Source organism: Pseudomonadota bacterium, from assembly GCA_023229365.1.
Lineage (GTDB): Bacteria > Myxococcota_A > Polyangia > JAAYKL01 > JAAYKL01 > JALNZK01.
Genome location: JALNZK010000026.1, coordinates 39,187 through 52,563, shown reverse-complemented (window position 1 = coordinate 52,563; position 13,377 = coordinate 39,187). Strand labels below are relative to the sequence as shown.

Genomic DNA, 13,377 nt, shown 5'->3' with positions numbered 1-13,377 from the left:
TTGACTTCAATATCTTTTGCAACTTTAGCATCTGCTGCACTACCAGTAGTAGCCTCAGAACCGGGATCAAGATTAGCATCTGTTGCTAATTGATTTGCAGCACTTCGTTGAAAACCAGATAAATCAGAATGAGGATTATATTGTTCTACATAGAACGGGAAATTAGCCTTAATCGAATACCACATATCTGACGAGGCTAAATTAGCTAATGCAATTTGATAATCAGCAACATCAACCAAGAGACTATTAGAAATTTCCAAGATAACAAATGGTATCTCTTTGAGTTTAAGCATCTCTAGTCCAGTAACTTCACCCTCTCTACTAAAAAATGTTACTGATACACCCTCGGGAACTACTTCAAGGAGCCTAAAAGTCATAGTATTATCACAAGGTAATCCGAAGATAGGATCAGAAGTATAATTATTATCCTGCAACATTAATTTTAATAACTTTCCTTCAGAGTCATATACCCAAGAAATGATAGACTCAGCAGCATAGAGATAAATATATGGGTGCTTATTCATAGCCTTGACCTGATTAATAGTCAACATTTTACCAAATCTAGCCTTATCTATATACACACCTACTTTACCAATTGAAAGTAATTCAGGCAGAATCAATCTACCAATATAACCAGTCATTGTATTACCAGTAAAGTCTACTCCACCCTTCTCACCTTTGATGGCTAATTGATAATTCTTAGGTCCACCTACCCTTATTACGTCTACCATTCTCTGATAGATTGCATTCTTAATCTCATTAACTGCTGCTTTTGCAAAAGCAGGACAATATGAAATATTCAGTCTATCTGCATAGTCATTAAGATTTTCACGTGTGCTAAACTGGACAACATACTCTTCAATAAATTCTCTACCACCGTGGTAGGTAAAACGAAATTTTTCCCAATCAGAAATATTGGCACAATAATCGGGATGCCTGATCTTAGAAATATCTAACATTGCTGTTTTCATTAGCCTACCTTAATGCTGTAATTGTTTTCCATTGCCATACATAATTTCAAGGCAACTTCTGCATAATTACGAGCATGTCCAAAGTGATCTGGTTCATTGCCTGTCTCATAATGCGAGATAATGTTACCATCCTGATCTTTAGAATACACTTTAACTTGCGCTTTAATCTGTTCACGATAATCAAGTGAAACATCTTTAGGCAACACGATCTTCTTCTTCTTGAATCTGCCTAAAGATATATCTAACCAAGACGTTCTATCAATCGAAATAGTACAAGAGTCCTCATCATAGAACTTAATATCCTTACCTTTAATATCTTTACCATAATAGCAACAATGCACTTTACCCGGCCAACGTTTTGCAAACTCAAGTGATTTACGTCTCTCAGGTTGGATATCTACTGTAGCCGCTTTAATATCAAATCGAAGCATCATATCATCCAATTCTTCAAACTCTAATACTGTTCCTTCAGACAAGACACGGGGAGTAGCAACTAAATTAATATCATTTGCTTCAATATCATGATCAATATACCATTGATCTATTTCATAGTGTAATACCTTACCTACGTCTATTCCCATAGTTATAATCAACCCAGGCTGGGCCTGTTCAACTTTAGTATAATTACCTTTACAGTCTTCAATTTGCTGATCTGTAACCTTAGCACCCTTAACTGCATGTACTTTACCAAGTTTTGAGTTATAAAACTCTTGTTCCTCAGCAGGGTCTATTTGAGACTTAAAGAAATGTTTAACTATTTCGACTGGATTCACCGTCATAGAATAGAGTTGATTGATATTAAATCCACGACAGTCCCTAATTTCAGTATGACTTGGTACCCATATACCCTTAGAAAGATAATCATATTTGGTCTTATGATCTAAAGCATGTTTGCAATTTGTACAGATGAGATGAGACTTATTAACATTTGGGTCCATATAGTCTTGGCCACAAATATTGACACTTTCTGGGAAAGTTAAATTAATAAGCTTACTACAGTGTGGGCATGGGAAGAAGAATTCTTCCATACTTGAAGACTTATAATAGCTATTAATACCCCTATTTGCAATAGTCGGAGTCGAAATCAGAAACGAACGTTTCTCAACCTGTCCTGCCATACGTTCAAATGCCAATGGAATATTATTTACTACCATTTCGTCTACTTCATCCAAGACAACGAAACCAACTGGAATCGATTTTAATTGAGACCTGCTACGAGAGCCGCGTATGTACAGATTACTATTACCTGCACGTTTGTGTCCAAGATTTTTTACGTCTGTAAACATCCTTGTTAAATGCGGAGATAACATTACAGCGGGGTCAAATGCTCGTGCAGAAAAATCGTGTGCATCGGGAGTACTTGCTGGTAACACATAGAGGCAGGAAACTCCTTCTATGTCCATTTTAAAGAAACACTTATTCAAAGCTACTTCAGTAAATCCCATCTGAGCAGCTTTTTGACCCACTACCTGATCACACCAACAATCCAACATTTCTTGGAGCCAAGGGTGATGGTCTGTTTTCCAAGGGCCGGGAAACGGTTGACCCATGATTCTATAAAGTTCAGCCCAACGACTAACAGAGATAATAGATTTCCTTTGCAGCCCTGCCTGCACTTTTAAAGCAAGATGTTGTAATAACTGTTGATTCATTATTTAGACTTTATTTGCCCGATCACCACGCGGTCGGCCACGCCCACCGTAGACGTGAGCATGCGCCCCAGAATGCGGGACTCGTTTCGGACCATTGCGACCAAGACGACAGTGTTCGGCATGGATGCTTCCTTCCCTTGCTTACGAGGTAAACGCTGCAGCCGGTGGCGTGAAGTCAGCGGTGTACCGCGCGCCGTCGGAACCGTCGAAGTGGCAGAGAAACAGGGTATGCGGGTCCCAGCGGAAATGTAATCGTCTATGAAGTGTTTGTTTCATTATGCCGGTTATTCCCATTCAGTAGTAGGCGTAGACGTTTTCTTATACTGAATAAGAACAAACAAAAGTCTTGCTAATTTGTCATAGTCATCAGCTGATTCAATAGCTGCTCGATAAAATTCCCAGTTTACTAAGCTAAGTGCAGCCGGAGTACCTGCAATAGTTAATGCATCAGTTGTATTTGTAGTATTGTTATCACCATCTGTATTATGTGTATCTGTTACAGTTTGTTCAGTACCAAAAGCAGCATCAAGTGCATCACTATCATTTGATGCTTTAGCCCTTGCAGCCCAAACAGCTGAACCAGTACCCCCGGTTTCACCATTTGTCCAAATGAATTTGACACGAACAGTACCACCATCATAATCCTCTGGCATAGCATCTGTAAATTGAACAGCTTGCTCAGTAGCTGTATCAAAATCAAACCCATCAATCATTACATCATTTGTTGCAAGTTCAGTAGTTACTTGTGTAGCACCAGCAGTAGTTCGTGTTACCATTGCTGCGGCAGGAATACGTATGACACCATAATCATTCATCAAAGGTCCAGTAGGACCAGTAATTCCTTGATTACCTGTTACTGCTTGATCACCAGTAATACCCTGATCACCAATAGGACCAGTTGGACCTGTAATTAAATCAGCTGGACCAGTCGGGCCAGTAATATAACTAGTTGGCCCAGTATTACCAGTTGGCCCAGTTACTTCACTCGTTGGACCAGTAAGACCAATATTACCAGTCGGACCTGTAACTAAGTCCGCAGGTCCGGTAAGCCCAGTATTACCAGTTGGACCTGTTATTTCACTTGTCGGACCAGTTGGACCAGTCACAGCTTGGTCACCAGTGACACCCTGATTACCAGTCGGACCAGTCGCCCCATCTGTACCAGTCGGACCAGTCGCCCCATCTGTACCAGTCGGACCAGTCACAGCTTGATTACCAGTGACACCCTGATTACCAGTCGGACCAGTCGCCCCATCTGTACCAGTCGGACCAGTCGCCCCATCTGTACCAGTCGGACCAGTTACAGCTTGGTCACCAGTGACACCCTTATCACCAGTGACACCCTGATCACCAGTAGGGCCAGTTACTTCACTTATCGGGCCAGTAAGACCAGTAGCACCATCGATACCAATGTAACCACTAGGACCAGTTGGCCCAGTAATCAAGTCTGCGGGACCTGTCAAACCAGTATTACCAATTGGTCCCTGATTACCAGTAGGTCCAGTAAATCCATCAGTACCAGTAGGTCCAGTAATACCGGTATCACCTTGATTACCTTTAGATCCAGTCTCGCCACTAGGACCAGTAATACCGATATTCCCAGTGCCACCAGTATTACCAGTGACTCCAGGAGTACCACGATTACCAGTTGGTCCAGTAATCAAGTCTGCAGGCCCAGTCGGACCCGTAACTGTACTTGTCGGACCAGTGATTCCAGAAGGGCCAGTTTGACCAGTAGCTCCAGTCGGACCCGTAACTGTACTTGTCGGACCAGTTTGACCAGAAGGGCCAGTTTGACCAGTAGCTCCAGTAGAACCCATTACTTCACTTGTCGGACCAGTAACACCTTGATTACCAGTTTGGCCAGTCGGACCCGTCGGACCCGTTACTTCACTTGTTGGACCAGTGATTCCAGAAGGGCCAGTTTGGCCAGTCGGACCCGTCGGACCTGTAACTTCACTCGTAGGACCAGTTTGACCACTAGGTCCGGTCTGCCCTGTGATTCCAGTAATAGTACTAGTTGGCCCGGTAGGTCCAGTAATCAAGTCTGCAGGACCTGTGCGTCCAGTCGGACCCGTTACTTCACTTGTCGGACCAGTAACACCTTGATTACCAGTTTGACCAGTCGGACCCGTCGGACCTGTAACTTCACTCGTAGGACCAGTAACACCTTGATTACCAGTTTGGCCAGTCGGACCCGTCGGACCTGTAACTTCACTCGTAGGACCAGTGATTCCCGAAGGTCCAGTTGGACCCGTAACAGTACTTGTCGGACCCGTAACAGTACTTGTCGGACCCGTCGGACCCGTAACAGTACTTGTCGGACCCGTAACAGTACTTGTCGGACCCGTCGGACCCGTAACAGTACTTGTCGGACCCGTCGGACCCGTAATCAAGTCTGCAGGACCAGTTAAGCCAGTTGGGCCAGTAAGATTCCCAGTCGGACCTGTATTTCCAGTAGTGCCAGTAGTTCCACGATTACCAGTCGGCCCTGTTGTATCCCCAGTCGGTCCCGTGATACCCGTGATTCCTTGATCACCCTTAGCACCAGTACCACCAGTATTACCAGAAGGACCAGTAACCGTGCTCGTAGGTCCAGTAATACCAGTAGCACCGTCGATACCAGTTAATCCAGTAGGGCCAGTAAGATTCCCAGTTGGACCTGTGGCACCGATGTCCCCTTGATCACCCTTAGCACCCGCTCCACCAGTAATACCAGAAGGACCAGTAACTGTGCTCGCAGGACCAGTAACGCCTGTATCACCTATATTTCCCTTAGGACCAGTTGGGCCAGAACTACCCGTAGTACCAACACCAGTGACACCAGTATCACCCTGATTACCCTTAGGCCCGGTCTCGCCACTAGGACCAGTCACTTCACTTGTCGGTCCCGTGGCACCAGTATTACCTTGAGAGCCAGCATTACCCGTTAGGCCAGTTTGACCCGTCCCCCCAGTAGGTCCAGTGATACCGATTCCCGTATCTCCACGTGGGCCAGTGCCGCCCGTGACTGTGCTAGCGGGTCCCGTAGGGCCAGTCACGAGATCAGCAGGGCCAGTAGGCCCAGTAACTGTACTTGTCGGACCCGTAGGGCCAGTAACTAAATCAGCTGGACCCGTTTGACCAGTCGAACCCGTTTGACCAGTCTCCCCGACTCCCGGACCTGTAGGACCAGTTACTGTACTAGTTGCACCAGTAGGGCCAGTCGAGCCTGATTCGCCCTTAGCGCCAGTACCACCAGTAGGCCCAGTAACTTCACTTGTCGGACCAGTTGCGCCAGTATTACCTTGGCTACCTGCAGTACCAGTCGGACCAGACGGCCCTGTGATTCCAGTTGGACCTGAGGCTCCCGTAACTCCCTGATTACCAGTAAGCCCAGTTACACCTGCACCCGTCTGACCAGTCGTGCCCGTTTGACCAGTCGTGCCCGTTTGGCCAGAGGCCCCAGTCGGCCCAGTCAGACCTGATGGGCCCGTTTGGCCTGTCGTGCCTGTCGGACCCGTAACTAAATCGGCTGGACCAGTTGGACCAGTAACTGTACTTGTCGGACCCGTAGGACCAGTAACTAAATCCGCTGGCCCAGTGACACCAGTCTGACCAGTCGGGCCTGAGTTACCCGTGATAAGATCGGCTGGACCTGTTGGACCTGTTGAACCATTTTGATTACGGAAGATTTTCATTAGTTCTTCCCCTCAGTATAGGTAATGTTCAATATGCCACTCACGGCAGTAGTGCGAATAGCACGAAAATCCCGCAACTCGTTACGGTTTTCCAAGAGAATCATATCACCGGCACCCACTACATGTCCCAAAGAGGCTGCTTCCGGTAATCCGCCATCTGTACGGAATCTAATAGGTGCGGTATCAACAGTGATCTGGGCACCATCACAGGTATCCTTTTGTGGAATCCCTGTTGCCACGTTCGTTACCGTCTGTGTGTCAAATGATCGTCGCATGGTCTGTCCTTTGCTACCCCACCTTGGTAGCTTCTTCAGACTTACTACTGATCCTGTTGATTACCTCGATCAAGGAATTTGATACACTATCGAGCTTCTCTGGAGGGATCACTTCGGTAATCTGAGTAATCCATTCCTCTGCTACTCGCGTGAGTAAGGTCTTATCGAGAACGGAGCCGGTCTTAGTTTCGAGTGCTTGGCAACTCGCTACAACTTTCTCGACTTTCATAACGAGATCGCTAATATGCTGAGACTGTAGTACGAGGTCTGTTTCAGTCTCGCATCTCTGAATCGTCTCTTCGAGGACCATACGTAGAATACCGATTTCTTCACGAAGTGACTTAACTACTGGGGAATCAGCGTAACCTTGGATTCTTGCTGCCCATTTCGTGAATCTGAAATTCCTGATACTTTCTGCAGCAACCTTGTCATCAGCCTTATTGCCACCGTGAATCGGACAATAAACTGAATTAGGACCATGCTGATGTGGGCACTGTCCACCATGGAATATGGCTTGGCACCTGAGTGGATCTGCATCGTGTGTGATTTTAGTTATTTCAGCCATCGCGTCCCGCGCCTTTTAATCACTGGAAGTGTGATTCCGATTTCTTGTCAGATTTGATAATCAATCCTTATCTATCCGGTGTATATAACGTATTATTCTGGGAAATATCTACTTCACCAAGAAACCGGAATCACATGACCTAGATTCAAGAGGCAAGGACCTTAGAGACAAGAATCTTGGAGACAAGATCCGAGAATTTTAGATTTGATCCTAATTTGACCCTCCGTCCTACGTTAAGTATCGAGATTCTAGATTCGAGATTCTTACAAATTGGGGTTCTAGATTCGAGATTCGAAAATTTTAGATTCGAGAGCCAAGAATTCTAGATTCGAGATTTGAAAATCTTAGATTCGAGATTCGAGAATTTTAGATTTTATAAATTGAGAATCTTAGATTCGAGAGTCTTGGATTCGACCCTTATTTAACCCTCCCACCTGTTTCGAGTAGCGAGAGCCGATAGGGGTAAGGGACTTTTAGCTATTTCCATTTGCTCTCATTTACTATTATAACCCTCCGTCCCCTGTCATTTACTCTCGTCCTGGCTACTAGTATACTATACTACTGTGCCCTTTTGTGCCATATTGTCACTGTGACGTGTCACACTGAGACAACCTGTCCCGATTTGTTCTATTGCGTTAGAACATGGAAACCAACTCACTAGTTGGGTTTCCCTCTCAAATGTGCTTTTCTTCATGCTTTTTGGCGTTTGGCATACGTCCTGCTATATAGGAGGCATGAAACACGATATCACAACAGAGACGCACGAGACGGCACGGCAAGCCTTGTCCCGTCTGTCTCGCGACGTGACGGCTAGACCCGTCGCGTCCGAACGTGGCACCGTCGCCACGTTGGCCAGCCTTGGCACGTGGCGACACGTTGCACAAGACGACGCGCCAATATCAGCATTCAAGACTGCCATACGCCCGCGCGGTGTCAAGGTTCGCGTATTCGAGACGCCGAATGGGCGTGTCATCGACGCGCCTGGAAAACGTCCCATACAGCCTGTAGGCGAACCGTGGCACGCGCCGCGGACGGCGCATGCCGCGGCCAGCCTATGGAGGCTGGCTAAAAAGGGGCGCCTAGTCATTGATCCGAATAGCCCATCTGGCTACTCGACGCCATCGGCGCCAGTAGCCGAAAAACACGGCGGCAAGGTCGCCGTGTCCGAAAAGGTAGATGAGACGAAAATTCTCCGCTCAGAGCGGAGAATTGATTTCTCCGTGCCGGAAAGTCCGGCACGGTACTGGCGTCAAGACACACTACAATGGAGTATGCCTATGGAGTAAACAAGACTACTCTCTTCCAGCCTGTCAGGCTCGACGCGACCCGTTTAGGGAAGCAGGCACCAAGAAGCGGACAGAAAAGTCCAAATACCGAAGGCGGCACGGATGAGTTGGACCGCAACGGACACCGCATACGGTAGGTTACTGAATAGGCAACCTTGCGTTGTACATCCTCCAGGCAGGCACGATAGCTGAGGATAAGGTGTCTAAGAGTATGGCTTGACGGACTAGGCGATATATTCCCTAGCGCTCCGTCCCGGGTTGCATACTGCTAGTGGCTTTCTAGGGGAGTCAAGGCCTTACAGGTAGTCAGCTAACTACTGACATTCTCTAGCTTGGAAGCTAGGGAATATGACTCCTAAGCAAAAGACCGCCGGAAAGAACGTGACCGGCGGTCTAGATGATTCCGATGAAAGCCACTGGTTCCAGAAGAAAGTCACACATGATCTTCAACAGAGAACATCAGTTCGGAAATGATATCACCTGTATTGATCAGAATGGCAATTGGGTAGTCGTGAAGATACCCATAGATGACTTTATTGACATTCGAGTCATTCAGGGGGATTTCTGGGACAAATGCCTGCAGCGTGCAAGCAAGGTTATCGAAATGGCTTGTGACCCGGAACTAGACTCTCATGAGTTCACTGAAATCAAACGGCGACCACAATTCCCCAAGTAACAAGACTCTGGAACCAGTGGTCCCAATGAAAGCCGCTGGCCTAGCGGGAGAAATCCATGAGCATTCGTGAAATCATTGCCGAAGTAAGTCAGGTCGAAATGGCCTGGCTCAAGAAGCGGGACAAAATTGATCAAGCTTACATGAACCAGCCGGGCGATTGGGCTATGAACCTTGTAGCTCAAGACGCCTGGCACAAGCGACAGGCACAAGTTGATAGGGAGTTGAGCAAACGAGTCCGACGGATACGAATGATGATCTAAGAATCTAGGCCAGTGGTTCCGATGAAAGCCACTGGCCTAGAAGGAAGGTCATCATGCACTCACTGAGAGATCTTCTCAATGATCCCAAGATATATGAGCATTTGTCCATGAACAAGGCCGCGAAATGCCCAATAAAGAATTGCAAGTCCAAGGGACCAGCAACGTGCTGGCGGTGTAGGCTAGCGGAGACCGGGAAGCAAAGGAACAAGAAATAACCAATCTAGGCCAGTGGTCCCGATGAAAGCCACTGGTTCCAGAAGAAGGACAAACATGCACACTTGTGGACAACAACTCGTTATGGGTATCAGACGGCATCAAGCTAATGAGATGCTTGATACCATACATGAGTATCTCAGAGGCCAAACTCACGTAGATCGTGGATCACCGTTCTTTGAGCGTTCAATGCCAGTCAAACAGGCCTTGGCTTTAGTTAAGAAGCAACCTTATTGGGAAAACTTAACCAGACATAAGTTACTTCTTGCAATTGCCAGTAATTATGGTCCAGACTGTTGGATTCGATTTGGCGAAAATTGCTTGTATGTAAATGACATCTGTCACCGTCGTTAAGAATCTGGAACCAGTGGTCCCAATGAAAGCCACTGGTTCCAGAAGAAAGGCAAACATGAAAGTCAAAGAACACAAAATCTCTGCGTCCTTGAAAAGAAAAATCTCAGAGAGTCTACTGATAGGTACCTATTTCAGGTTGTCAGCCGGACTCATATCCGGTAGGCAATTGCCACGAGATCCTGATGGAATCTGTCGTGGCAAGCATTTCATAGATTGTAGCTTCCATGCAGAATGTGACCCACAAACCCATCCAGAATTATTTAAGGACTGCACCTTCGAGTAACAACAATCTGGAACCAGTGGTCCCAATGAAAGCCACTAGTTCACTGGCCTATTCGAGGGACTTGGAATCTGTGGTTAGATCATAGGACATTGATCATGCAGATTCACACTTCCAGTATCGTTACGCTCGACGGGTTGAACTTCTCCCGCAATGGCATCTGCTGGTTCGATTCCTTGAACGACTTGAGCAACCTGGCCCATGAGATGATGACGGGCTATCGGGTCGGCGCCGGGTTCGCAGTGGACGGAGTGAAGATGACCAATGATGAGGCAAAGCGCACGGCCAAGAGCCGTGAACTGCTTCGGGATTGGTTGTTCAGCTTCGTTCTGGCCCCGATCAAGGTGAAGGACGAGGATGGCAACATCCAGACCGTTCACCTGGCCTCGATTCGCGAGGCTTGGGATCTCATGTTCAAGAATGACAAGGGCAAGTACATCGAAGCGGTGTACAAGCGCCTGAGCGGCTGTCGCCGGGAAGTTGCCAGCGTGATTGCGTCGGCCTGTCGGCTTCAGATGAGCAAACAGGTCATCACCGATGTGCCGATGATCGAGCACACCGGGCTGAGCCAGGAGCAGGTCGAGCAATTGGCGAGGGACGAGAATGTTCGCAAGAATACGGGCAGCAGGAAGCTGACCGATGCGGACATGATCTTCACTCTCCAGAAGGTCTACCAGATCAAGGGGTCTCAGAGTGCTCTGGAGAAGGCTGGCAACCTGAGTCACGGAACCGGGCAGAAAGTGTTCACGGCGTTCGTCATCGAACGTCGATTCCCGGAATACGGGATGTTGAGCAAGCTTCTGACGGGTGCCCTGACTCTGGGCAACCTGGACATGACCAAGCTCAAGAGTGATGTCCGGGACAACGGGAGCCTGGAGCAGATCAAGGCAGTCATTGAGGCCAAGAAAGAAGGCAACGAGAAGAAGATGGCCAACAAGACCGATATCGTTGCGGGTGCGACTGTGTGCCCGATCGATTTTGGTCGCGGGATCTTTCAGGCTATCATCGATGATAACCTGACTTCGCTCGGTGAAGTGTACATGAAGGCCAAGGAAATCAACGTCTGTGTCAAGGCCATCATGGACGGTGACCCGATCATCTTGGCGGCCATTGCCAAGATCATCAAGGCCAAGGAAGATGCTGAGGAAACTGCAAAGGCGAAGGCAATGGCCGAAACGCTGGCGATGTCGCCTCGCGTTCCCGCGAAGTAGTCTGTTCGAGTCCGAGTCCGAGTCCGAGTCCGAGTCCCGAGTCTCTAACAATGGTCGCGCACCTACGGGTAGCGCCGCCAACTAACCATTGATTACCAAATCCCTCGAATAGGCCAGTGACTAGTAGGAGAACAACATGGACATACAGCGTTGACTGAATTCATTGTCCTAGTGATAGTGGGCTTCGTGATTGGAGCATCCATCGAGATCCTGAAGTGAGTTAGCTAGTCACTGGTCTGTAGGCCAGTGACCTAAGAAAGACAAACATGAACCTTCTCATCCGTACAGTTCCAAGAACCTATGAAGTGTACACAAAGAAACTAGCAGAAAGTCTTGTGAAAAAGATGATTCGCCAGTCTCTGCCATTTCGTATGGAGTACAAGGTTTCCAGGCAAACTCGAATGGGTCTTGACGGTAAAACTCACTTGGAAATGTACAAGTATCCTTTTATCATCTTTGCAGATGATGATAAAACGAATACCTGGCTATTGAGCCAAGTGAAGTAACCAAATCATCTAGGTCACTGGTCTGTAGGCCAGTGACTGGCAGGAGAAAACCATGCACGCTAAGATCAGAATTATCGGAGATGCCTCACGCTTGCAACGAGCGACAAGTATCTTGAACAAACTTGGCTATTCAACTTATGTCCATGGTCGGATACTTGTGAGTCATGTACATGAATCCCGGTTTCGTAGAGTTATGCACGCCTTGCACTTCATTCAGTAAATGATCGAGTTACCAGTCACTGGTCTGTAGGCCAGTGACTTCAAACTGTAATTAATTTAGGTCATTAGTGACTTAAAGACTTTAGTCAATTGGGGAGAACTATCTTCAATCCAATTGAAGGAATTTAGCCTATCACCCAAGTGGAGGGAACTAATCTTTTTTTAATCCCCGAACCTCGATTACAAATCCCCGAACCTCGATTACAAATCCCCGAACCTCGATTACAAATCCCCGAACCTTGATACAAGTAGCGGGAATTTAGATTTGAGAGCCGGGAATATAGATACAATTATCTAGAATGTAGGTTTGAGAGTCGGGAATACAGGTTTGAGAGCCGGGAGCAGGGAATATAAGGTACGAGAGCCGGGAATATAAGGTACGAGAGCCGGGAATATAAGGTACGAGAGCCGGGAATATAAATTTACCTGCTCATTGGATTTGGCTTTCTGCACAGTGGTAAGAAAAGGCCTTTTTCTTGTGTCGGGAATTTGAGGATAAACCAAAAACACCTTTTTTAGGGCAATAACGGGTTCGATTTTGCGTGCCATTTTGACCCTCCTAAATAAGGCAATTCCCGGCTCTCGAACCTCGACACAATAATCCTTTGTCTCTCTCTATAATCCTTTGTCTCTATAATCCTTTAACATGACATTAAATCTATATTCCCGGCTCTCGGCTCTAATAATCCCTTGGCTCTCGACCGTGCCAAATCTGAGAGCCGATGATTCCGATTTCTTGGCGGATTCAATTTGACTGATTCCGCTTTCTTGCCCGTTTATAGAATCACAAATAAGGCTGGTTTGACTGCGACATTTGAAAGCTGTAACCACATACGCAAAAGTTATTGCCGTTGTGCCACGGTCACGTATACCCCATAGGAACTCGAAATTAGGGCATAGTCCGGTTTACCAGAATAGGACTTACTACTATTGTCCCAAGTCTATATCTATATTCCCCCCTCTCTCTCTCTTTATATAATATTTGTTTTTAAAGTAGTAGTAAATAGTATTAGTATTAAGGACATATACGCCCTTAAAAAATATATTTTGAGCACGAAAGTACCTGTGATTCCGCTTTCTTGGCGGTTTTCAGAATCATTGGTACTATTATAGCACCATATCAGTCAGTCAATTTGCTGTTTTAGTCTAATTAATTTATGATAATATTTTAACATGACTAGTACCCCCGATAGCTAACATTTAATAGTGTTCACCAAGAATCCGGAATC

General features: G+C 46.6%; 8 protein-coding genes. 3 read left to right on the top strand and 5 right to left on the bottom strand.

Annotation, left to right across the window (positions count from 1 at the left end; translation table 11 throughout):
* From M0R80_13490 to M0R80_13475, 4 genes are all read right to left on the bottom strand, one after another.
* On the bottom strand, window positions 1-971 hold a 971-nt coding region (locus M0R80_13490; protein ID MCK9460646.1), incomplete at its 3' end, for a hypothetical protein.
* The gene (locus M0R80_13485) at window positions 971-2,623 is read right to left on the bottom strand and encodes a phage terminase large subunit family protein (protein ID MCK9460645.1); all 1,653 of its coding nucleotides are present in this window, start codon (window positions 2,621-2,623) and stop codon (window positions 971-973) included. The genes M0R80_13485 and M0R80_13490, both read right to left, overlap by 1 nt.
* A 284-nt stretch (window positions 2,624-2,907) precedes the next feature.
* Entirely contained in the window at window positions 2,908-6,303 is a 3,396-nt protein-coding gene (locus tag M0R80_13480; GenBank protein MCK9460644.1) for a collagen-like protein, read from the bottom strand.
* A gap of 288 nt (window positions 6,304-6,591) precedes the next feature.
* On the bottom strand, window positions 6,592-7,143 hold the full coding sequence (locus tag M0R80_13475) for a hypothetical protein (GenBank protein MCK9460643.1): 552 nt from the start codon (window positions 7,141-7,143) through the stop codon (window positions 6,592-6,594).
* Window positions 7,144-8,826: 1,683 nt separating this feature from the next.
* Here M0R80_13475 and M0R80_13470 point away from each other — a divergent pair.
* The 3 genes from M0R80_13470 (at window position 8,827) to M0R80_13460 (ending at window position 11,423) form a co-directional block, all read left to right on the top strand.
* Window positions 8,827-9,105: a hypothetical protein gene (locus tag M0R80_13470; protein MCK9460642.1), complete on the top strand. Its 279-nt coding sequence runs from the start codon at window positions 8,827-8,829 to the stop codon at window positions 9,103-9,105.
* Between the two features lie 56 nt (window positions 9,106-9,161).
* On the top strand, window positions 9,162-9,365 hold the full coding sequence (locus tag M0R80_13465; GenBank protein ID MCK9460641.1) for a hypothetical protein: 204 nt from the start codon (window positions 9,162-9,164) through the stop codon (window positions 9,363-9,365).
* Between the two features lie 945 nt (window positions 9,366-10,310).
* The gene (locus M0R80_13460) at window positions 10,311-11,423 is read left to right on the top strand and encodes a hypothetical protein (GenBank protein ID MCK9460640.1); all 1,113 of its coding nucleotides are present in this window, start codon (window positions 10,311-10,313) and stop codon (window positions 11,421-11,423) included.
* Window positions 11,424-12,442: 1,019 nt separating this feature from the next.
* On the opposite strand, the gene M0R80_13455 is transcribed toward M0R80_13460, so the two are convergent.
* The gene (locus tag M0R80_13455) at window positions 12,443-12,697 is read right to left on the bottom strand and encodes a hypothetical protein (GenBank protein ID MCK9460639.1); all 255 of its coding nucleotides are present in this window, start codon (window positions 12,695-12,697) and stop codon (window positions 12,443-12,445) included.
* Window positions 12,698-13,377 lie beyond the last annotated feature (680 nt).